The organism is Terribacillus saccharophilus (assembly GCF_046592595.1).
In the GTDB taxonomy this organism is placed as follows: Bacteria; Bacillota; Bacilli; order Bacillales; family Amphibacillaceae; genus Terribacillus; species Terribacillus saccharophilus_C.
Genome location: NZ_JAWVPF010000002.1, coordinates 408,265 through 430,561, shown reverse-complemented (window position 1 = coordinate 430,561; position 22,297 = coordinate 408,265). Strand labels below are relative to the sequence as shown.

Genomic DNA, 22,297 nt, shown 5'->3' with positions numbered 1-22,297 from the left:
GAAGAACAAAATGAGCTTTTTTCAGAAACTGAAAAACAAATTCTCCAATACAAACAATGAAACAGAGCAGCAAGCACCTGAAAAGTACAAAGAAGGTCTGAAAAAGACACGTACTTCCTTCTCTGATCGGATGAATAACCTAATGGCGCGCTATCGAAAAGTGGATGAGGACTTCTTTGAGGAATTGGAAGAAGTACTGATTGCTTCAGACGTAGGCGTGAATACAGTGATGGATCTGGTGGATGAGCTCCGAATGGAAGCAAAGCGTCAGAATATCAAAGACAGCATCCAGCTGAAGGATGTTATCTCAGAAAAACTGGTTGAAATTTACCAAGGCGATGAGGATGAGCAGCCGCAGAAGCTCAAAGTAAATGAAGAAGGACTTACGATTTACTTGTTTGTCGGCGTCAACGGTGTCGGTAAAACGACAAGTATCGGTAAGCTGGCATATAAGCTGAAGCAGGAAGGCAAAAAAGTCGTCATGGCAGCCGGGGATACATTCCGGGCTGGAGCGATCGAACAGCTGCAAGTATGGGGAGAGCGGACTGGTGTAGAAGTGATTCGCCATAATGCCGGCAGTGATCCAGCAGCTGTCATCTATGACGGTATCAAAGCAGCGCAGGCCCGCGGTGCAGATGTTTTGCTTTGTGATACGGCAGGACGTCTGCAAAATAAAGTGAACCTGATGAATGAATTGAACAAAGTACATCGCGTCATCGAACGTGAAGTTCCTGGAGCTCCGCATGAAGTGCTGCTCGTCTTGGATGCAACGACAGGGCAGAATGCTCTTGCACAGGCAAAGACATTCCAAGAAACAGCCAATGTTTCAGGCATCGTTTTATCCAAGCTCGATGGAACAGCCAAAGGTGGTATTGTACTGGCAATCCGGAACGAAATGAAGATCCCAGTTAAGTTTGTCGGGCTCGGCGAACAAATGGAGGATTTGCAGGAATTCGATCCAAATGCGTTTGTATATGGTCTGTTTGCTGATTTGATGCAGGATGAAGAAAAGGCAGAATAGCAGATTCTTGACAGCTGCGCACTAGGTTGGCTACAATTTTGTAAAGGCATTTCACTTAACAAGGGGTGCGGCGCATGTTAGAGAAAACAACTCGGATGAATTATCTATTCGATTTTTATCAGGCACTGCTAACGCCGAAGCAGCGCAGTTATATGGAAATGTATTATCTGGAAGATCTGTCACTCGGGGAAATTGCGGAATCATTTGATGTTTCCCGTCAGGCAGTCTATGATAATATCCGGCGTACCGAAGCGATGATTGAGAGCTATGAGAAAAAGCTGCATCTTTATGATCGTTTCAAGGAGAGGAGTGCTTTGCTGGATGAGCTGGAGGAAATAACAGATTCCAGCAGCCAGCCCGGTGCTAAAGAATTAATCCAAAAGATAAAAGAATTAGATTAGGAGGTCGATTCCATGGCATTTGAAGGATTAGCCGACCGACTGCAGAGTACGATACAGAAAATTCGCGGGCGCGGTAAAGTTACAGAACAAGATGTAAAAGAAATGACACGCGAAGTACGACTTGCTCTTTTGGAAGCAGACGTTAACTTCAAAGTTGTAAAGCAGCTGATCAACAAAATCAAAGAGCGGGCCATTGGACAGGAAGTAATGGAGAGCCTGACACCCGGCCAGCAGGTCATCAAGGTTGTTCAGGAAGAACTGACACAGCTCATGGGCGGCGAGCAGAGCAAGATTGCTGTCGCAGACAGACCGCCGACTGTCATTATGATGGTTGGTTTGCAAGGTGCAGGTAAAACGACAACAACTGGAAAGCTTGCAAACCTTCTGCGCAAGAAGCATAACCGCAATCCATTGCTCGTAGCAGCTGACGTCTATCGTCCAGCAGCCATCGACCAGCTGGAGACGCTCGGCAAGCAGCTTAGCCTGCCGGTATTTTCAATGGGGACAGAAGCTAACCCTGTCGATATTGCGAATGAAGCGATCAAGAAAGCAAAAGAAGAGCATCATGATTATGTCATCATTGATACTGCGGGCCGTCTGCATGTAGATGAGAAGCTGATGGATGAACTGACACAAATCAAAACGAACGTCAAACCTGCTGAAATCTTCCTGGTGGTGGATGCCATGACAGGTCAAGACGCTGTAAACGTAGCGGAGAGCTTTGACAGCCAGCTCGATATTTCCGGTGTCGTATTGACAAAGCTCGATGGTGACACACGAGGCGGGGCTGCATTATCCATCCGGGCTGTTACTGGAAAGCCAATTAAATTCGTCGGTATGGGGGAACGCACGGACCAGCTGGAAGCCTTCCACCCGGAACGTATGGCTTCCCGTATCCTCGGCATGGGAGATGTGCTTTCCCTGATTGAGAAAGCGCAGGAAAATGTCGATGAGAAGCAAGCGCGTGACTTGGAAGAGAAAATGCGCAGCATGAGCTTCACCTTTGACGATTTCCTGGAGCAGATGAGCCAGGTGAAGAAAATGGGTCCTCTTGGTGACCTTCTTGATATGCTTCCTGGAGCAGGCAAGATGAAGAACATGAAGAACGTCCAGCTGGATGAGAAGCAGCTTGTGTACGTCGAAGCGATCATCCAATCGATGACGCGCAAGGAACGGCAGGAGCCTTCTTTAATCAATGCCAGCCGGAAGAAACGGATCGCAAAAGGCTCTGGCCGCAGCGTCTCCGAGGTCAATCGTCTTCTGAAACAATTCGAAGATATGAAGAAGATGATGAAGCAAATGACGAACATGCAAAAGGGCAAAAAAGGGCGCGGAATGAAATTTCCTTTTATGTAATGTAAAAACCCTTTACAGTGATTATTTAATCTGATACAATCATATCTTGTGAGAAACATTATTTTGGAGGTGCAACAACATGGCAGTTAAAATTCGTCTAAAACGTATGGGTTCTAAAAGAAACCCTTTCTATCGTGTCGTAGTTGCTGATTCTCGTTCTCCTCGTGACGGACGTATTATCGAGCAAATCGGAACATATAACCCAACAGTTAACCCAGCTGAGGTTAAATTGGATGAAGTAAAAGCGATGGACTGGATGGCTAAAGGCGCTAAGCCAAGCGACACAGTTCGTAACCTTTTCTCTAACGAAGGAATCTTGAAAAAGTTCCACGACTCAAAAAACCAGAAGTAAAGGGCTGATCGATTCTGAAAGCACTCATTGAAGCGATGGTTGCTCCGCTTGTTGATTTTCCCGAGCATATCGTCGTGCGTCAAAGGGAAGAGCAGCATAAGGTCATCTATCAGCTTCAGGTGCATGAATCTGATATTGGCAAAGTGATCGGCAAGGACGGCCGTAATGCTCGTGCCTTTCGCACAGTGCTGCGGGCTGCATCCGCTGATCATAAAAAACGCATTTATCTGGACATAATGTAAAAGGGAGAGGGAAACCTTTCCCTTTTTTACAATGTAAAAAAAAGCTTTTCCAGCAGAAAGCCGGGGTGTCCGATGAAGATTATCCGAAGCTTGCGCGTCGATGAAGTGATCACTGAATCCAGCAAAAAAGCCATCAGAGAACGTCTTCAAAAGACAGCGCGTCAACTTGACCAAGAGTGTCAACAGCTGTTGTTCGAGAAACGGAAACTCGAAAAGAAACAAGGTGTATCCAAACAGGATGTGCACAAGCGTTTCCAGGCAGAGATCCGGAAACGAGAGGAAAAAGCGGCTACGATCGCATTCCAGCTAACGCAGCTGGACGTACTGCCGATTGGCAGTGAGATCATGATCCAAGAGGTTGAAGCTCTTGTTGAAGTTGAAGTAGGCATGAAATGGGACGAGCTTACCACGAAAAAAATCGTCATCCAAGATGGCATTGTCATCCGGATAGAATAATGAAGGTGATACTATGGATATAAAAATGTTTAATGTAGGAAAAGTCGTCAATACACATGGGATAGCTGGAGAAGTCCGTGTTGTTCGAATTACGGATTTCGATGAACGCTTTGAGCCAGGAGAAGAACTATATTGGTTCCAAGATGAAAACAGCAAGCCGCAAAAACTAATTGTAAACACGCACCGGAAGCACAAAACTTTCGATTTGCTTACATTCCAGGGGTATACATCGATTAATCAAGTGGAAGAATTGAAGGGCGGTATCCTGAAAGTCCGTGAAGATCAGCTCAGCGATTTGGAAGAAGATGAGTTCTATTACCATGAAATCATCGGTTGTACAGTGGAGACAGCCGAGGGAGAGATGCTTGGCAAAGTAAAAGAGATCCTATCCCCTGGTGCAAATGATGTTTGGGTCGTACAGAGACCAAAACAGAAAGACCTGCTGATACCGTATATCGAACCAGTCGTCAAACAGATTGATGTTGATGCCAAGCGTATCGTCATCGAACCAATGGAAGGATTGCTAGATCTATGAAAATCGACATCCTGACACTTTTCCCGGAAATGTTCGAAGGTGTGCTGCAGCATTCCATACTGAAAAGAGCGCAAGAGCTTGGAGCCTTTCAGCCCAATCTGGTGAACTTCAGGGAATTCACAACCAATAAACATAAAAAAGTAGATGACTATCCATATGGCGGCGGAGCAGGTATGGTATTGGCGCCGCAGCCAATCTTCGATGCAATCGAACATGTGACAGAGGGATCTGCCAAACCTCGTGTCATTCTCATGTGCCCGCAGGGTGAGCCGTATAACCAGAAGAAAGCGGAGGAATTGGCGAAAGAAGAGCATTTGATCTTTATTTGCGGTCATTATGAAGGATATGATGAACGTATTCGCGAGAACCTTGTAACGGATGAGATCTCTATCGGGGATTATGTACTGACTGGAGGAGAAATCGGTGCGATGGCGGTTATGGACAGTGTTGTCCGTCTTCTGCCAGATGTATTGGGCAATGCTGCATCTGCACCTGAGGATTCATTCTCGACCGGACTGCTGGAACATCCCCACTATACACGCCCTGCTGACTTCCGGGGTATGCAGGTGCCGGAAGTGCTTACTTCCGGCGATCATGGCAGAATCGAGGCTTGGCGGCGTGAGCAGTCGCTTTATCGGACAGCCACAAGACGGCCAGATCTGCTTTCGGATGCAGAGCTGTCCGACAAAGAACGCGATCAAGTGAAAAAGTGGCAAAAAGATTGAATAATGCTTTGAATTCATAGGCCAAGTATGGTATATTAAATGCTGTGCTTACAACGGTAAGCGCCATATTACAATGTTCCGCTGTCGTAAATTTGCGAGAATGAGCATTGGTGAGAAGGAGTTGAACAGAATGCAGGAACTAATTCATGACATTACAAAAGAACAGCTTCGCGCTGATCATCCTGAATTCCGTCCCGGAGATACTGTTAAGGTTCACGTTAAAGTAGTAGAGGGAACACGTGAGCGTATCCAGTTATTCGAAGGTGTCGTTATCAAACGTCAAAACGGTGGAATTTCTGAGACTTTCACAGTACGTAAGATTTCTTCAGGCGTTGGTGTGGAACGTACTTTCCCAGTACACAGCCCGCGTTTGGAAAAAATCGAAGTTAGCCGTCGTGGTAAAGTACGTCGTGCGAAACTTTATTACCTACGTAAACTTCGCGGAAAAGCTGCTCGTATCAAAGAAATCCGCTAAGTACCAGAAAAGAGAGCTTGCTTCGTCAAGCTCTTTTTTTGCTATATAGACCAAATAGATCTAGTAGACAATTGGAGGCTTATAGATGGCCAAACAGAAAAATGAATGGCTAGATTGGCTGAAGGCTTTGATCATCGCTGTCATCATTGCGGTGGTCGTTCGGATGTTCCTGTTTGCTCCGATTGTAGTTGACGGACCTTCCATGCAGCCAACCTTGCATGATAATGATTTCATGATCGTGAATAAGATAAGCTACCGGTTCGGCGAGCCTGATCGGAAGGATATCATAGTCTTCCACGCTACTGAATCAAAGGATTACATCAAACGGGTTATTGGTGTGCCGGGAGATCATGTCGAGATGGTCGATGATACATTGTATATAAATGGTGAAGTCGTGGATGAACCTTATCTGGAAAGTGAGAAAGCGGCGCTTGAAGATGGCGGTAACCTGACAAATGACTTCACTCTTGAAGATCTGCCGGGCAATTACGAGGAGATTCCAGAGGGCTATGTGCTTGTACTCGGGGATAATCGCAGAAATTCAACCGATAGCAGATACATCGGCTTAATACCGGAAGATCAAATTGTCGGTAAAGTACAGCTAACGTTCTGGCCGCTGGATCGCATCGGTCTGACAAAATAGGAGGAACATATTCTCGTGACGATTCAATGGTTTCCCGGCCATATGGCCAAAGCTAGAAGAGAAGTAGAAGAAAAACTGAAGCTCGTAGACTTTGTCATCGAGCTGGTGGATGCAAGGGCACCGGAAGCATCACAGAACCCGATGCTTCGCAAAGTGCTGGGCGACAAGCCGAAGATGGTCGTGCTTATGAAGAAGGACTTGGCTGACAAATCGGTTACGGATGCTTGGATCCGGCATTATGAGGAACAAGGTACACCGGCTCTTTCGGTCAATGCTGATGAGAAAAACGATATTCAGCGTGTTGTCCAGCGCGCTCATGATATGCATGCTGCAAAACGTGAAAAATGGAAGCGCAGAGGCGTGCAGAATCCGCCGCCTGGTCGTGCGATGATCATTGGTATTCCGAATGTGGGTAAATCCACACTCATTAATCGACTGGCAAGTAAAAAAATAGCTAAGACAGGCGACCGTCCAGGTGTTACGACACAGCAGCAGTGGATCAAAGTGAAAAAGGATTTCGAACTGCTGGATACACCGGGGATACTTTGGCCGAAATTCGAGGATCCGCAGGTTGGGTTGGTATTAGCTGCAATTGGTACGATTAAAGATCAGATTTTGCCGATGGAAGAAGTAGCAACGTTCATCCTTAACTATCTGAAAGAGCATTATCCAAAGCAGCTTGCAGAAAGATATGCGATTGAAGATATTGCCATGGATACAGTTGAAATGTTCACCCATATCGGTAAATTCAGAGGTGCGCTTGAAGCTGGCGGTGCAATCAATTATGAAAAAACGTACGAAATCATCATTCGAGATCTTCGCAGTAAGCGAATTACGAATGTGACGTTCGAAAAACCAACAGTGTAAGAAAGGGACATACATATTTCTTTTATGTATGTCTTTATTTTTTGTCTACATAACCGATAAACAGAGAAAAGGGAGATTGTTCATGAAAGATGTGTTGACGATCCAGCAGATACGGACTCATTTACAGGAAGGCACATACTCGGATGAGATGCTTTCATCCTGGGGAGAAGATCATCGTACAGGTGTCCAGAAGCTGATGGATGCACATAAAAAGAAACTAATGAAAGAACAGGAGCTTCGCGAGCAATACGATCGAATGTGCAGCTTTGAAAATACCTGTTATGCCAAAGGAAAGCAGTACATTGCAGGTATAGATGAAGCAGGCAGAGGTCCGCTTGCAGGGCCGGTTGTTGCAGCAGCAGTGATTTTGCCAAGAGATGCCTATATAGCAGGCTTGAATGATTCAAAACAGCTCAGCGAGGCGAAAAGAGAGGCTTTATATGATCAAATCCTAGACATTTGTATCGCTTATGGAGTCGGTATCGTTTCAAGCCAAAGAATTGATGAGGTCAATATCTATCAAGCTGCCAAACTGGCAATGCTGGAAGCGGTCGATAAGCTGGAATGCCAGCCGGATCATGTGCTGGTCGATGCTATGCCGCTCTCTGAATTGTCTTGTACGCATGAATCTTTGATTAAGGGAGATCAGCGCAGTGTCTCAATTGCAGCAGCAAGTATCATTGCGAAAGTCACGCGAGACCGAATGATGAAAGAAGCTGATTCAGCTTATCCTGGTTATGGTTTTAAAGATAATATGGGTTATGGGACTAAACAGCATCTGGAAGCACTGCGTGAGCAGGGGATCACGCCGTTACATCGACTGAGCTTTGCTCCAGTGAAGGATCTTTCCCGCGTTTAAGAAGGAAGTGACGTCTTGTATCATCTTAGTATTCAAAGCGCTCAATCTATCAAACAAGCGCAGCAGTCACAACAGGAAAGAAACTTTCAGCCTGGTGAGGTAGTGACCGGGAAGATTACAAAGTTTTTCCCTGATAATAAAGCATTGCTGCAAATCGGTGCCAAGCAAGTTATCGCACAATTGCAGGCATCATTGACTGCAGGAAATACGTATTGGTTTGAAGTAAAAGAAGGCGGCGAGCGTCCTCTATTGCAGGTGCTGCCTCAACCAGGAGGAAAACAAGCTGATGTTTCCCAATTGATTGAGCTTGCCGGCATAAAACCGAATAAAACGAATATCAGCCTGTTGGAAGGTTTGCTGAAACAGCAGACTGCTTTTACGATGCCGCAGCTGAAACAAGCATTGAATCTTTTGCAGCAGAAAGAAGTACAGCCTGTAGAAGTCAGGAAAGAATCTCTACAGCTTATGCTTCAGCGGCAGCTGCCCTTGACAGAAAATGTCCTACAGGCAATCACAGCTCGTCAAACACAAGACATGACAGCTTCCCTTCATGAGCTTAAGCATACGATAGCTGTAGGAAGTGATAAAGCAGCTCCGCTTCAACAGATGCTAGGAAAATTGGCACCAGCTGGGCCAGCAGTACAGGAACAGCAGCTTGTACAGCAGATTGTACAAGAAGCAAAAGCAGGAAAACAGGATATATTTCTAGCTATACGCCCATCTTTTCCTGCTTCGGTACCATCCTTTGCAGCTTGGCAAGACGAATGGCTGGCATATGATAACGAATTGGTTGTAAGCAAGAGTAGTGCTCCGCAGCAGGTAACCCAGGAATCAGGGAGTTCGTCCAATAAACCAACGGCTGCACTTCCATTTTCACAAGTACTTGAGCGTTTCATGTCTGATATACAACTAGTCGGCAAGCAAGCTCCAGCTATCCAAGAAAGCCTCCAGACGACACTGAAGACTGCCCAGCAGCTGCTGGGCATGTTTCCGGATCGTACATTGCCCGCTGACATAACCAGCAGTCTGCGTACAGCCTTGGAATCTTTCCGTTCCATTCCAATGGCCCAAGATGTATACAGCCAGCTGGCAAAAGGGAATGCGGATAATGGCCAACTGCTGGCGAAGAGTACGGAACTAGTGCACCTGCTCCAAGTGGCTCAGACGAATGAGCAAAGCAAAGATGGTGATTTTTTTAAAAATCTCATGCAGGATATTCTCCGCCAGACTGGTTTTTCATATGAACGTGAATTGAACGACACGGATCTTGCGGATTTGCCTTTGAAAGGTCTGCTGATGCAGCAAGCAGCACAAGGTAATGAAACAGCGGAGCTTTCTTTCCAGCTTCTGCAGCAAATCACCGGAAGCCAGCTGCTGCAGATTCAGGATGATAAACAAATGGCTTACATCCAGCTTCAGCTCCCCGGAGCTCCATTTGGATTTGATAAGGATATCCTGATGGAAATGGAAGGCAGAAAAGAAGCGGATGGACAGTTATCTTCTGAGCACTGCCGTATTTTATTTTATTTGCATCTGCCCTTTCTTGATGACATGGTGGTGGATATGTATGTGCAGAAAAAGGCTGTCAATCTGCATATTTATACAAATGAACAAAAAGCTGAACAAGTCATGCGTCCGCTTCAGCATAAACTGAAAACAGCACTCGATACGAACGGCTATCATCTATCTTCAGTAAAATACACGGTTAGCAAAAACACGAGAGAAGCAGATCGTATGGATACAAATTTCCATGCTGCACATGTCGAACAGAAAGGTGTCGACTTTCGCATATGACAGAGAAAAGAAACATAATCCAAGCTGCGGCCTTGAAATATGACGCTGCTAAAAAACAGGCGCCAGTGCTTACAGCTAGCGGGAAGGGCCTGACTGCCGAGGCAATCATAAAACGTGCGAAGGATAATGGGGTGCCCATACAGCAGGATCCTGCCTTAGTAGGTCTTTTGACAGAGCTGAAAGTAAATGAGACAATTCCAGCAGATCTCTATGAGGCAGTTGCAGAGGTCTTTGCATTTATCTATCAGGCGGACAAGCTTGCAGGAAAATAAGCGTCTCTTTGCCAGGAGGCTTTTTCCATAAATTCTCTTATGAAAGCATTTTCATAATTCTGCAGCAAAAGGGCACCTTCTTCTTTGTCCGCCCTTATAAGTTTTATGTAGATTCTGTCTTTTCCATAGTTTTTGGTAGACTTTTGCAGAAGAAATCGTTTACAATAGTCTTGCACGGAATCTGACGGGGAGGGTACAGAATGAATATTCATGAGTATCAAGGCAAAGAGGTTTTACGTGAATTTGGTGTGTCTGTTCCTGCTGGTAGAGTGGCATTCAGTGTCGAGGAAGCTGTGGAAGCAGCCGAAAGCCTGGGCACAAATGTATGCGTTGTCAAAGCGCAGATCCACGCTGGCGGACGCGGAAAAGCAGGCGGTGTGAAAGTAGCGAAAAGCTTGGATGAAGTTCGTACATACGCCGAGGAAATCTTAGGCAAGACGCTTGTAACGCATCAGACAGGCCCGGAAGGAAAAGAAGTGAAACGGCTTCTTATCGAAGAGGGCTGTGATATCCAGAAAGAATATTATATCGGTCTTGTTCTTGACCGCAGCACATCCCGAATCGTAATGATGGCGTCTGAAGAAGGCGGTACAGAGATCGAGGAAGTTGCAGCAGAGACACCGGAGAAAATCTTCCGGGAAGCGATTGACCCTGTTGTCGGTTTGACTGGCTACCAAGCTAGAAGATTGGCATTTGCTATTAATATTCCGCCAGAGTCTTTGAACAAAGCTGTAGGGTTCATGATGAGCTTATATCAGGCTTTCGTTGAGAAGGATTGCTCTATTGCTGAGATCAATCCGCTTGTTACGACTGGCGACGGTCAGGTACTGGCACTCGATGCTAAACTGAATTTTGATGAAAATGCACTATACAGACATAAAGATATTGTCGCGCTTCGCGACTTGGATGAAGAAGATGAAAAAGAAATCGAAGCCTCCAAGCACGATTTAAGCTACATTTCCCTTGATGGGAATATCGGCTGCATGGTAAATGGTGCAGGCCTGGCAATGGCAACGATGGATATTATCAAACACTACGGCGGAGATCCCGCTAACTTCCTCGATGTTGGGGGCGGTGCTACGACTGAGAAAGTGACCGAGGCTTTCAAGATCATCCTGGCTGATCAAAATGTTAAAGGTATCTTAGTCAATATTTTCGGAGGCATTATGAAATGTGACGTTATTGCCGAAGGTGTAATCAGTGCATCCCGTCAAGTCGGATTGGATATTCCGCTTGTCGTGCGTTTGGAAGGAACAAACGTTGAGCAGGGCAAGAAGCTGCTCGAGGAATCCGGATTGAACATCACATCGGCAGCGTCCATGGCAGATGCAGCAGAGAAAATCGTCGCACTTGTAAACTAACGGGGAGGTACTAATTCATGAGTGTTTTTATTAATAAGGAAACAAGAGTACTCGTACAAGGTATTACTGGGTCTACTGCGCTTTTCCACACAAAGCAGATGATTGAATACGGCACCCGTATTGTTGCAGGTGTCACGCCGAAAAAAGGCGGCACTGAAGTGGAAGGTGTACCTGTTTATAATACTGTGAAAGAAGCAGTCCACGAGACGGGCGCTACTGCTTCTGTCATTTATGTTCCAGCAGCTTTTGCAGCTGACGCGATTTTGGAAGCTGTGGACGCAGAGCTTGATCTTGTCATCTGTATCACGGAGCATATTCCAGTCATGGACATGGTACGTGTAAAACGGGCGATGGAAGGCAAGAAAACTAGATTGATCGGACCGAACTGCCCAGGTGTCATCACGCCAGAGGAATGTAAGATTGGTATCATGCCTGGATATATCCATAAAAAGGGTCATATCGGTGTTGTATCACGGTCTGGTACATTGACATATGAAGCGGTGCATCAGCTTACACAGGCTGGCATCGGTCAGTCCACAGCGGTTGGTATCGGCGGCGACCCAGTTAACGGTACTGATTTCATCGATGTATTGAAAGCATTCAATGAAGACAGAGAGACGAAAGCGGTTATCATGATCGGAGAAATCGGTGGAACAGCGGAAGAAGAAGCTGCCGAATGGATCCGTGAAAATATGAACAAACCTGTTGTAGGCTTCATTGGCGGTGCAACAGCACCTCCGGGTAAGCGTATGGGTCATGCTGGTGCCATCATTTCAGGCGGAAAAGGCACAGCTGATGAAAAAATCAAGGTTTTGGAAGCATGCGGTGTAAAAGTAGCGGATACACCGGCAGTTATGGGAGAGACTTTGATTGAAGTGCTGAAAGAAAAGGGACTGTACGAAATCTGTCAAACGCATTAAGATGAAAGTGGGCCGATCATTCGGCCCGCTTTTCTATCTTTTCCAGAGACAGGAGTGGAATATTGGAGAAACGTAAAAGATTATTGTTGCTGCACCGAGTGCTGCGGGGACGACGCAAAGTCCTGCAGCGTATCCTTACGCTCGACCCTCAATTGGACAACCTTCTACATTCACCCTTCCATGAACTGATGATTCATTATCAGCTCCCCAAATCTTTTGCAATTACTTTGTCCCAAGAACTGCAGGACGAAACGCATCTTACTTCTTTGGAACAGGATATGAAGACCTATTGCACGCTAACTTGCTTTGATGAGGCTTATCCCGCTGCTCTAAGGCATATACCGGATCCCCCGATTGTACTTTATGCTGCCGGCAATATCGACATCCTTGACAGGATGCCGGCAATCAGCGTGGTGGGCACGCGCCAGCCGACAAAAGCTGCTGCCGAAAAAGTGGCTCATTTTTTAGATCCATTAGCTGCTGCCGGGTGGACGATAGTCAGCGGCATGGCAAAAGGAATCGACAGTATGGCACATCATTCGGCAATCCGCGGTAATGGCAATACAATCGCTGTATTGGGAGGCGGGCTGCGTCAGGTATATCCTCGGTCGAATCAGGAGTTATTTGATAAATTGGCAGTCAGACAGCTGGTTCTCAGTGAATATTTTCCTGATCAGCCGCCGCGCCAGTATCATTTCCCTGAACGAAATCGGATCATCAGCGGACTCGGATTCTGTACCCTTGTGGTCGAAGCCAAAAAACATAGCGGTACGATGCACACCGTCATGCATGCATTGGAACAGGGGAGGGATGTATTCGCTATACCGGGCGATCCCCTGGAGGACCGGACAGCGGGTTGTCACCAGATGATTTCAGAGGGAGCTGGAATCATATTTGAACCAGGTCAGCTGATTGACGAATGGGAGCATAATAAGTCGAAATGGATACACTTTATATAGTAGAAACTCGCTTTTTTATGTATGCTCTGTTACAAAAAATAGCAACTTATGTTTGACAAACGGAATATAAGTATTTAATAATAGGGAAGATTTATCGGACAATATATAGATAAAATAAACATTAAAAAGAAAACCTCTTGGGAGGAAACAATATGGCAGATTATCTTGTAATCGTGGAATCTCCAGCTAAAGCGAAAACAATAGAACGTTATCTAGGTAAGAAATATAAAGTAAAAGCGAGCATGGGACATATACGTGACTTGCCGAAAAGTCAGATGGGTATCAATGTAGAGGAAGACTTTGAACCCCGCTATATCACCATCCGCGGAAAAGGGCCTGTGCTCAAAGAACTGAAAAGTGCAGCAAAGAAAGTTAAGAAAGTATATCTCGCAGCCGACCCCGATCGTGAAGGGGAAGCTATCGCTTGGCATTTGGCACATAGCTTGAACATCGATGAAACCTCTGAGTGCCGTGTGGTCTTCAATGAAATCACGAAAGACGCGATCAAGGAATCATTCAAGCATCCGCGCAGCATTGATATGGATTTAGTTGATGCACAGCAAGCACGTCGTATCCTGGACCGACTTGTCGGCTATAATATCAGTCCGCTGCTATGGAAGAAAGTGAAAAAAGGCTTGAGTGCAGGCCGAGTCCAATCAGTAGCTGTCAAAATGATCATGGATCGGGAAAATGAAATCAAAGAGTTCGTTCCAGAAGAATACTGGTCAATCGATGCAAATTTCCAATCCGGCAAAGACAATTTTGAAGGATCATTTTATGGAGCTGATGGAGAGAAAGTTGGCCTGGCGTCCGAAGAGGAAGTCAATGAAATACTCGATAAATTGAAAGGGAAAGACTTCCAAGTTGATAAAGTGAACAAAAGAGAACGCAAACGAAATCCGGCAGCTCCGTTCACAACATCCTCCCTGCAGCAGGAAGCAGCACGCAAACTCAATTTCAGAGCCCGTAAAACAATGATGGTGGCGCAGCAGCTTTATGAAGGAATCGATCTGGGTAAAAAAGAGGGCGGTATCACAGGTTTAATCACTTATATGCGTACCGACTCGACTCGTATTTCCAACACTGCCAAAGAAGAATCATCTAATTACATCAAAGAGAAGTATGGCGATGAGTTTCTTGGCTCAGGCACCAAAACGAAACAAACCGAAGGTGCTCAGGATGCCCATGAAGGTATTCGTCCCACATCCGCATACCGCCATCCTGACAGCGTGAAAGCAATCTTGTCACGTGACCAGTTCAGACTTTATAAACTGATCTGGGAGCGTTTCATCGCAAGCCAGATGGCACAGGCTGTGCTGGATACGATGACCGTCCATCTTGTAAATGAAGGTGTGGAGTTCCGGGCAACAGGATCCAAGGTTAAGTTCAAAGGATTCATGAAGGTTTATGTAGAAGGTAACGACGATAATAAGAATGAAAAAGATCGGCTGCTTCCGAATCTGGAAGAAGGCATGACAGTGAAGGCCGAAGAAATCACACCGAATCAGCACTTCACACAGCCTCCTCCTCGCTATACGGAAGCCCGGCTTGTCCGTACGATGGAAGAGCAGGGTATCGGCCGTCCATCTACATTTGCACCGACACTGGATACGATACAGCGCCGCGGTTATGTCACGCTGGATAACAAGCGTTTTGTACCGACAGAACTGGGGGAAATCGTTATCGATATCCTGAAGGAATTCTTCCCTGAAATCATCGATTTGGAGTTCACGGTGAAGATGGAGGAAGACCTGGACCACATTGAGGACGGCAAAACGCAATGGGTCACCATTATTGATGAGTTTTACAAAGGCTTTGATACAAGACTGGAAAAAGCAGAGCAGGAAATGGAAAAAATCGAGATACGTGACGAACCAGCCGGCATCGACTGTGAGGAATGCGGTCATGAGCTGGTATACAAGATGGGACGCTATGGTAAGTTCCTCGCTTGCTCTAATTTCCCGGATTGCCGCAACACGAAGCCGATTCTGAAAAAGATCGGAGTCACTTGCCCGAAATGTAAGGAAGGCGAAGTAGTTGAGCGTAAATCGAAGAAGAACCGCGTATTTTACGGCTGTGACCGCTATCCGGACTGTGATTTCCTAAGCTGGGATAAACCAATTTCAAGACCATGTCCGAAATGTGCCAGTATGCTTGTGGAAAAGAAAGCAAAAAAAGGAACACAGATTACATGTTCCAGCTGTGACTACAAAGAAGAAATTCAGCAGTAGTACGAAAAGACTCCGGCTAAAGGGAAGCCGGAGTCTTTTGTTTGAATTGTTAAGACTTTGTGAAAACAAGAGCACGAACCGGAAATGATTTGACACAGTTTTATACGAGGTCTATAATAACGGATTGGAAAGGGATTTTGCTTGACACACTTGAGGGGGAAATACCGTATGATAAACGAATTCGTAACCGTTATCGGCGCAGGACTTGCTGGCAGTGAAGCGGCTTGGCAGCTGGCAAAGCGCGGCGTCAAAGTGCATCTTTATGAAATGCGGCCTGTAAAACAGACAGCTGCCCACCATACTGATAAGTTTGCAGAACTTGTATGCAGCAACTCCTTGCGGGCAAACAGCCTTACGAATGCAGTTGGCGTTTTAAAAGAGGAAATGCGTCAATTGGACTCCATCATCATCAAAGCTGCAGATCACTGCCAAGTTCCAGCTGGCGGGGCATTGGCAGTAGATCGTCACGAGTTCAGTGCTTATGTAACCGAACACGTAAAGAACCATCCGAATGTGACTGTTTTTAATGAAGAAATTGGTACTATTCCTGAAGGTCCTGTCATCATCGCGACTGGTCCGCTGACATCTGCGGATCTCTCCAATGCTTTAAAGGAACTTACAGGTGAAGAATATTTCTATTTCTACGACGCAGCTGCACCAATCATCGAAAAAGACAGCATCAATATGGACAAGGTTTACCTCAAATCACGCTATGATAAAGGTGAAGCTGCATATTTGAACTGTCCGATGACAAAAGAGGAATTCAATCGTTTCTATCAAGCTCTCATCTCAGCTGAAACGGTACCTTTGAAAGAGTTCGAGAAAGAAATCTATTTCGAAGGATGTATGCCGATTGAAGTAATGGCAGAACGCGGTAAAAAGACGATGCTTTTCGGCCCGTTAAAGCCGGTAGGATTGGAAGACCCGAAAACTGGGAAAAAACCATATGCAGTCGTTCAGCTTCGCCAGGATGACGCAGCTGGAACACTTTATAACCTTGTCGGATTCCAGACTCACCTTAAGTGGGGACCGCAGAAGGAAGTGCTTCGTCTTATTCCAGGTTTGGAGGAAGCGGAGATTGTCCGGTACGGCGTGATGCATCGCAACACATTCCTAAATTCTCCAGACTTGCTGCGTCCGACATATCAATATAAAGATCGAGATGATCTGTTGTTTGCCGGTCAGATGACAGGCGTGGAAGGATATGTCGAATCGGCAGCATCTGGTCTGTTGGCAGGCATCAATGCTGCTAGGATCGCTGTTGGAGAAGAACCGGTTGTTCTGCCGCAGGAAACTGTCATCGGGAGCCTTGCTCATTATATAACGCATACGAACAGTAAGAATTTCCAGCCAATGAACGCGAACTTTGGTCTGCTTAAAGAATTGAATAAGACGATCAAAAATAAGCAAGATCGCAACCAAGCTTATGCTGAGCGTGCATTGACATCAATTCAGAATTTTTCTACAATTTAATTTCTAACGTTTGCTTCATTGCTTGAAGGTATGATAAGCTTTATACGCTTGAAGTGAGGCGATTAAATTGAAAAATGCAGAACAGTTCGTTCAAGAGTTTAAATCTTATCTGCAAGTGGAGAAGCATGCTTCTCCGCATACGGTCTACTATTATCTGAATGATGTGAATTTTTTCCTTGAATTCCTTCATGTGGAATCTGTTTCGTTTGAAAAAGCAGATCCAGGTGTAGTACGTTTATTTCTGACACGATTATATGAAAAGAAGCTATCAAGAAGGACGGTATCCCGGAAGATATCCAGTCTTCGTTCTTTTTACAAATTCTTGGAGCGGGAAGATGTTGTCGCGGCGAACCCATTTCTTCGGCTAGTACAGCCGAAGTCGCCTGCTTATGTACCCAGCTTCCTTTACGAACAGGAGCTTGAGAAACTATTTGAAGCTTCTGATTTGGAAACCCCGATGGGGCAGCGGGATCAGGCTATCCTTGAGTGCCTGTACGGAACTGGTATGCGTGTCAGTGAGTGTGCTGGTATTACCTTAGATGACATAGATCTGTCTATAGGGACGGTCCTTGTCCGCGGGAAGGGACGCAAAGAGAGGTATGTTCCGTTCGGCAGTTTCATGGAAAAAGCAATTCAGAGATATGTACAGGATGGTCGCAATCGCCTGTTAGAAAAGGCGAAGGAAGATACTGACAAATTGTTCTTGAACAGCAGAGGAAAACCGATTACGGAACGGGGGATCCGTCTCATCCTGAATAAACTGGTTGAGCAGTCCGCTGTACATATGCACCTGCATCCACACAAGCTGCGCCACACATTTGCCACGCACATGCTGAATGAAGGTGCTGATTTGCGTGCTGTGCAGGAACTGCTTGGCCATGAGCATCTGTCCTCTACACAGATTTATACGCATGTGACGAAAGATCGGCTGCGTACGATATATATGAACACCCATCCGAGAGCGAATCGGGAATAAAGGAGATGGATAGCCATGAGTTCGGAATTTCATGCCACCACTATTTTCGCCGTACGTCATAAAGGTGAGTGCGCGATGTCTGGAGATGGACAGGTGACACTCGGCAACCAAGTTGTCATGAAACACAAAGCAAAAAAAGTCAGAAGATTATTCAAAGGGCAAGTGCTTGCAGGTTTTGCAGGTTCGGTAGCTGACGCTTTTACACTATTCGAAAAGTTCGAAGGCAAATTGGAAGCATATAACGGAAACCTTGCCAGGGCTGCAGTGGAATTGGCGAAGGAATGGCGCAGTGACCAAGTCCTTCGAAAGCTTGAAGCAATGCTGATCGTAATGAACAAAGAACAAATGTTTCTTGTTTCAGGTACTGGGGAAGTCATTGAACCGGATGACGATATTCTTGCAATCGGCTCTGGAGGGAATTTCGCCTTAAGCGCAGGACGCGCACTGAAAAGATACTCGGAAGAGAAGTCTGCAGCCGAAATTGCTCAGGCTGCCCTTGAGATTGCCGGAGAAATCTGTGTATTCACAAACGATCAAATCACGTTGGAGACATTGGAGGCGTAATGATGGAGGCAAATTTGACCCCGAAACAAATCGTAGCGCAGCTGGATCGTTATATCATTGGTCAGCAAAAAGCAAAGAGATCGGTAGCGGTGGCATTAAGGAACCGCTATCGCCGCATGCAGCTTGATAGTGAGTTGCGCGATGAGATAACGCCGAAGAATATCCTGATGATCGGACCGACAGGTGTTGGTAAGACAGAAATTGCCAGAAGGCTGGCGAAACTGGTCGGAGCACCGTTTATTAAAGTGGAAGCAACAAAATTCACGGAAGTCGGCTATGTTGGTCGTGATGTAGAATCGATGGTGCGGGATTTGGCTGAAGCTTCCGTACGGCTTGTACGGGAGAACAAGATGGAAGCTGTACAGGATAAAGCCGGTGAACAAGCTAAGAAACGCCTTGTCAAACTTCTTGTTCCTGAAACAAAGAAGCAGGCGAATAACTTTAAAAATCCATTCGAGATGCTCTTTAACCAGCAGCAAAGCGAAGAACAGGAAGAAAAACCATCTGATGAAATTGAATCCAAACGAGCTCGTACAGAGCGAATGCTCGAAATGGGCGAGTTGGAAGACACTATGGTGACAATTGAAATAGAAGAGCAGCAATCTTCGATGTTCGATATGCTCCAAGGTTCTGGTATGGAGCAGATGGGGATGAATATGCAGGATGCATTAGGACAATTCATGCCGAAGAAAAAGAAAAAGCGACGTTTGCCAGTGTCTGAAGCACGGCCTTTGCTCGTCCAGCAGGAAGCGCAAAAACTCATCGATATGGACGAAGTATCGCAGGAAGCGGTACAGCTGGTAGAACAAGCTGGCATTATCTTCATTGATGAAATAGATAAAGTTGCTGCAAAAGGCGACCAAGGTGCCAACGTATCCCGAGAAGGTGTCCAGCGAGATATCCTGCCGATTGTAGAAGGGTCTACTGTGACTACGAAGTACGGTCCTGTTAAAACAGATCATATTTTGTTCGTGGCAGCAGGTGCCTTTCATATGGCAAAGCCTTCTGATTTAATTCCGGAGCTTCAGGGACGTTTCCCGATCCGTGTAGAGTTGGAAAAGCTATCTGTCGAAGATTTCAAGAAGATACTTGTTGAGCCTTCCAATGCATTGCTGAAGCAATATAAGGCTTTATTGGAAACAGAAGGTATAATTGTGGAGTTTACGGACGAAGCTGTTACCAGACTAGCGGAAGTGGCTTTTGAAGTGAATCAGGAAACAGATAATATCGGTGCTCGCCGTCTTCATACCATTTTGGAGAAGCTGCTGGAGGACTTGAGCTTCGAAGCAGCAGATATCAACATGGGGACAATCCAGATCACCCCTAGTTATGTAGACGACAAATTAGCATCCATTGCAAAAAACAAAGATCTGAGCCAATACATTTTATAACCATTACAGGAGGAAATCATGAAATTATTAGATAAAGCAAGAGATATAAACTTTATGCTGCAAAAGACAGCAGGAAAGGCTGTTAACTTCAACAATATGTCAGAGACATTGCAACAGGTTATTGAAAGTAACATCTTTATCGTAAGCCGCCGCGGTAAACTGCTCGGCGTATCAATTAACCAGGCAATCGAGAATGACAGAATGAAGCAGATGCTTGAAGAAAAACAATTTCCGAAAGAATATACAGAAGGACTTTTCCAAGTGCAGCAAACAACTGCAAACATTGGAATCGACAGCCCTTACACAGCATTCCCTGTCGAAAACAAAGATCTTTTCCAGGGTGGCTTAACAACGATTGTACCGATTATCGGTGGTGGTGAACGCCTTGGTACATTGATCCTTAGCCGTCTTGCAGAAAACTTCAGTGATGACGACTTGCTGCTTGCTGAATACGGTGCTACTGTTGTAGGAATGGAAATCCTTCATCAGAAAACAGCAGAAATCGAAACAGAAGCACGCAGCAAGGCTGTTGTGCAAATGGCGATCAGCTCCCTCTCCTATAGTGAATTGGAAGCAATCGAGCATATCTTTGAGGAATTGGACGGCAGCGAAGGTTTGCTAGTGGCAAGTAAAGTGGCAGACCGCGTAGGTATCACACGTTCCGTTATCGTAAACGCATTGCGAAAGCTGGAAAGTGCAGGAGTTATCGAGTCTCGTTCTCTAGGAATGAAAGGAACTTATATCAAGGTTCTTAATAATAAATTCCTAGTTGAGTTACAAAAACATACAAGCTGATTATCAGGAAGCAGGCCAAAAAGCCTGCTTCCTTTTTTTATGTCATAACCATGACTCTTATACCATAAAAAAACCTCTTCTTAGGTACTTAAAAGGTACTTAAAAAGAAAACCCTTTCAAAACTAAACTTCTTTTACGTACTACTGTAGTAAAATGTGTTTAGTTTTTTTGATGAAGAAAGGGAAAAACCCGGGATTTAAAATCAGGGCGGTGGGCTTTAATCACGCCATCATAAAAGTTAACATCAAAAAGCAGGTCAAATATGTAAGTTAATGGCTATAAGGTAGTCTTAAAGACTTAGTATGCTTTGACCATTTTCTTATATATAAGAAAATTATCATAGAACATATAGACATGACATCCTCCTTTCAATACAATAATCGTGTACATTAGAGCTAATTCGACGGCATACATAGCACTCTGGGAGGAACTACAATGGACCTATACGGCAAAACGATACAAACTTTGGATCGCTCACTGGATTATGCCAATCTCAAGAATCAAACTATTGCTAACAATATAGCAAATGCCGATACACCTGGATATAAGTCGGAAACTGTTTCATTTAAAGATACTTTACAAGAGGCGATGGATACGTCATTTACTGCAAAACGCACAAATTTGAAGCATCTAGCTTTTGGCAGTACAGCACAAACATCTGAATTTCAAGTTACAAAGAAGGAAGATACAACTTATACCAACAGCGGAAACAATGTTGATATTGATAAGGAGATGTCTGAGCTAGCAGATAACCAGTTATACTATCAGGCACTTGTAGACCGTATGAGCGGTAAATTCAACAGCTTATCCAAAGTGATCAAAGGAGGTAATTGATTTTGACTATTTTCTCTTCCTTGAATACAAGCGCTAGTGCGCTTACAGCACAACGGCTGCGAATGGATGTAGTGTCTTCCAATATTGCGAATGCAGAAACGACACGAGCAACTATTGATGAAGATGGGAACTATGTCCCGTACAGACGTAAAATGGTCTCCTTGGAGACACAGGGAACAAATAGTTTCTCTTCTTTCTTGGAAAGAGCACAAGGAGGCTCTTCTGGTTCTAACGGTGTGAGAGTATCTGAAATCACGGAAGATGAATCGGAATTTCAAATGGTTTATAATCCGACTTCACCTGATGCGAACGAAGAAGGATATGTAGCAATGCCAAATGTTGATCCCCTAAAGGAAATGACGGATTTAATCAGTGCTACACGATCCTATGAAGCTAACGTTACAGCAATGAACGCAACAAAGGGCATGCTTCAAAAAGCTTTGGAGATCGGAAAATAAAGGAGGGTGACAGATGGCAGTTGAAGGGATCAGCGGATTGGCCGGAACGAGCAGCCTTACAAACGTAAAGCAAGCGACACCAGCCCAAGCACAATCAAGTTTCACTGAAAGCTTGAAATCTGCAATCGAAGGTTTGAATGAAACGCAGCAAGAATCGGACAAAATGACACAAGCTCTTGCTGCAGGAGAGGTTGATAACTTGCATGATGTTATGATTGCGTCTCAAAAAGCAAGTGTTGCAATGGATGCAGCTGTACAAGTACAGAAAAAAGCAATCGATGCTTATACTGAAATGATGCGCATGTCTATGTAGAGGGTTGGTAATGTATCCTCAGTC

26 protein-coding genes are annotated in these 22,297 nt (G+C 45.2%); all 26 read left to right on the top strand.

Annotated features, from left to right (window positions below):
- The first annotated feature begins 10 nt into the window (after positions 1 to 10).
- A complete protein-coding gene (gene ftsY, locus SFC25_RS04615; RefSeq protein WP_411214141.1) occupies positions 11 to 1,021 on the top strand; it encodes a signal recognition particle-docking protein FtsY in 1,011 nt (336 codons plus the stop codon).
- A 74-nt stretch (positions 1,022 to 1,095) separates the two neighbouring features.
- On the top strand, positions 1,096 to 1,422 hold the full coding sequence (locus tag SFC25_RS04610) for a putative DNA-binding protein (RefSeq protein WP_411214140.1): 327 nt from the start codon (positions 1,096 to 1,098) through the stop codon (positions 1,420 to 1,422).
- A 12-nt stretch (positions 1,423 to 1,434) separates the two neighbouring features.
- A complete protein-coding gene (gene ffh, locus SFC25_RS04605) occupies positions 1,435 to 2,778 on the top strand; it encodes a signal recognition particle protein (protein WP_038560118.1) in 1,344 nt (447 codons plus the stop codon).
- Positions 2,779 to 2,857: 79 nt separating this feature from the next.
- Entirely contained in the window at positions 2,858 to 3,130 is a 273-nt protein-coding gene (rpsP, locus tag SFC25_RS04600; protein ID WP_095217635.1) for a 30S ribosomal protein S16, read from the top strand.
- A 14-nt stretch (positions 3,131 to 3,144) separates the two neighbouring features.
- Complete coding sequence (locus SFC25_RS04595; RefSeq protein ID WP_411214215.1) at positions 3,145 to 3,372, top strand: KH domain-containing protein; 228 nt, start codon at positions 3,145 to 3,147, stop codon at positions 3,370 to 3,372.
- 72 nt (positions 3,373 to 3,444) lie between these two features.
- Positions 3,445 to 3,828 carry a YlqD family protein gene (locus SFC25_RS04590; protein WP_411214139.1) on the top strand — a complete coding sequence of 128 codons (384 nt, stop codon included), beginning with the start codon at positions 3,445 to 3,447 and terminating at the stop codon, positions 3,826 to 3,828.
- A 13-nt stretch (positions 3,829 to 3,841) separates the two neighbouring features.
- Positions 3,842 to 4,363, top strand: a complete 522-nt coding sequence (gene rimM, locus SFC25_RS04585) for a ribosome maturation factor RimM (RefSeq protein ID WP_411214138.1) — start codon at positions 3,842 to 3,844, stop codon at positions 4,361 to 4,363.
- Positions 4,360 to 5,088, top strand: coding sequence for a tRNA (guanosine(37)-N1)-methyltransferase TrmD (trmD, locus tag SFC25_RS04580; RefSeq protein ID WP_411214137.1), 729 nt, complete (start codon positions 4,360 to 4,362; stop codon positions 5,086 to 5,088). Before rimM ends, trmD begins: the two co-directional genes overlap by 4 nt.
- 130 nt (positions 5,089 to 5,218) lie before the next feature.
- A complete protein-coding gene (gene rplS / locus SFC25_RS04575; protein WP_038560133.1) occupies positions 5,219 to 5,563 on the top strand; it encodes a 50S ribosomal protein L19 in 345 nt (114 codons plus the stop codon).
- A gap of 85 nt (positions 5,564 to 5,648) precedes the next feature.
- A complete protein-coding gene (lepB, locus tag SFC25_RS04570) occupies positions 5,649 to 6,206 on the top strand; it encodes a signal peptidase I (RefSeq protein ID WP_411214136.1) in 558 nt (185 codons plus the stop codon).
- Positions 6,207 to 6,221: 15 nt separating this feature from the next.
- The gene (gene ylqF, locus SFC25_RS04565) at positions 6,222 to 7,073 is read left to right on the top strand and encodes a ribosome biogenesis GTPase YlqF (protein WP_411214135.1); all 852 of its coding nucleotides are present in this window, start codon (positions 6,222 to 6,224) and stop codon (positions 7,071 to 7,073) included.
- 82 nt (positions 7,074 to 7,155) lie between these two features.
- Positions 7,156 to 7,932, top strand: coding sequence for a ribonuclease HII (locus tag SFC25_RS04560; protein ID WP_411214134.1), 777 nt, complete (start codon positions 7,156 to 7,158; stop codon positions 7,930 to 7,932).
- 15 nt (positions 7,933 to 7,947) lie between these two features.
- Positions 7,948 to 9,726 (top strand): hypothetical protein, encoded by a 1,779-nt coding sequence (locus SFC25_RS04555; protein ID WP_411214133.1) that lies wholly within the window; start codon positions 7,948 to 7,950, stop codon positions 9,724 to 9,726.
- Complete coding sequence (locus SFC25_RS04550) at positions 9,723 to 9,998, top strand: EscU/YscU/HrcU family type III secretion system export apparatus switch protein (RefSeq protein WP_411214132.1); 276 nt, start codon at positions 9,723 to 9,725, stop codon at positions 9,996 to 9,998. Before SFC25_RS04555 ends, SFC25_RS04550 begins: the two co-directional genes overlap by 4 nt.
- Positions 9,999 to 10,198: 200 nt before the next feature.
- Positions 10,199 to 11,359, top strand: a complete 1,161-nt coding sequence (gene sucC / locus SFC25_RS04545; protein WP_095223104.1) for an ADP-forming succinate--CoA ligase subunit beta — start codon at positions 10,199 to 10,201, stop codon at positions 11,357 to 11,359.
- A 17-nt stretch (positions 11,360 to 11,376) separates the two neighbouring features.
- Positions 11,377 to 12,279: a succinate--CoA ligase subunit alpha gene (gene sucD / locus SFC25_RS04540; RefSeq protein ID WP_411214131.1), complete on the top strand. Its 903-nt coding sequence runs from the start codon at positions 11,377 to 11,379 to the stop codon at positions 12,277 to 12,279.
- A 62-nt stretch (positions 12,280 to 12,341) separates the two neighbouring features.
- Complete coding sequence (gene dprA / locus SFC25_RS04535; RefSeq protein ID WP_411214130.1) at positions 12,342 to 13,238, top strand: DNA-processing protein DprA; 897 nt, start codon at positions 12,342 to 12,344, stop codon at positions 13,236 to 13,238.
- Positions 13,239 to 13,390: 152 nt separating this feature from the next.
- Complete coding sequence (topA, locus tag SFC25_RS04530; RefSeq protein ID WP_411214129.1) at positions 13,391 to 15,469, top strand: type I DNA topoisomerase; 2,079 nt, start codon at positions 13,391 to 13,393, stop codon at positions 15,467 to 15,469.
- A gap of 168 nt (positions 15,470 to 15,637) precedes the next feature.
- Positions 15,638 to 16,942: an FADH(2)-oxidizing methylenetetrahydrofolate--tRNA-(uracil(54)-C(5))-methyltransferase TrmFO gene (trmFO, locus tag SFC25_RS04525; RefSeq protein WP_411214128.1), complete on the top strand. Its 1,305-nt coding sequence runs from the start codon at positions 15,638 to 15,640 to the stop codon at positions 16,940 to 16,942.
- A gap of 67 nt (positions 16,943 to 17,009) precedes the next feature.
- Positions 17,010 to 17,918, top strand: a complete 909-nt coding sequence (gene xerC, locus SFC25_RS04520; RefSeq protein WP_411214127.1) for a tyrosine recombinase XerC — start codon at positions 17,010 to 17,012, stop codon at positions 17,916 to 17,918.
- A gap of 15 nt (positions 17,919 to 17,933) precedes the next feature.
- Positions 17,934 to 18,482 (top strand): ATP-dependent protease subunit HslV, encoded by a 549-nt coding sequence (hslV, locus tag SFC25_RS04515; RefSeq protein ID WP_093726606.1) that lies wholly within the window; start codon positions 17,934 to 17,936, stop codon positions 18,480 to 18,482.
- 2 nt (positions 18,483 to 18,484) lie between these two features.
- Positions 18,485 to 19,873, top strand: a complete 1,389-nt coding sequence (hslU, locus tag SFC25_RS04510; RefSeq protein ID WP_411214214.1) for an ATP-dependent protease ATPase subunit HslU — start codon at positions 18,485 to 18,487, stop codon at positions 19,871 to 19,873.
- 18 nt (positions 19,874 to 19,891) lie between these two features.
- The gene (gene codY / locus SFC25_RS04505) at positions 19,892 to 20,668 is read left to right on the top strand and encodes a GTP-sensing pleiotropic transcriptional regulator CodY (protein ID WP_095230111.1); all 777 of its coding nucleotides are present in this window, start codon (positions 19,892 to 19,894) and stop codon (positions 20,666 to 20,668) included.
- Between the two features lie 435 nt (positions 20,669 to 21,103).
- A complete protein-coding gene (gene flgB / locus SFC25_RS04500; protein WP_411214126.1) occupies positions 21,104 to 21,502 on the top strand; it encodes a flagellar basal body rod protein FlgB in 399 nt (132 codons plus the stop codon).
- Positions 21,503 to 21,504: 2 nt separating this feature from the next.
- On the top strand, positions 21,505 to 21,960 hold the full coding sequence (gene flgC / locus SFC25_RS04495) for a flagellar basal body rod protein FlgC (protein ID WP_411214125.1): 456 nt from the start codon (positions 21,505 to 21,507) through the stop codon (positions 21,958 to 21,960).
- A 13-nt stretch (positions 21,961 to 21,973) separates the two neighbouring features.
- A complete protein-coding gene (fliE, locus tag SFC25_RS04490; RefSeq protein WP_411214124.1) occupies positions 21,974 to 22,273 on the top strand; it encodes a flagellar hook-basal body complex protein FliE in 300 nt (99 codons plus the stop codon).
- Positions 22,274 to 22,297: the final 24 nt, after the last annotated feature.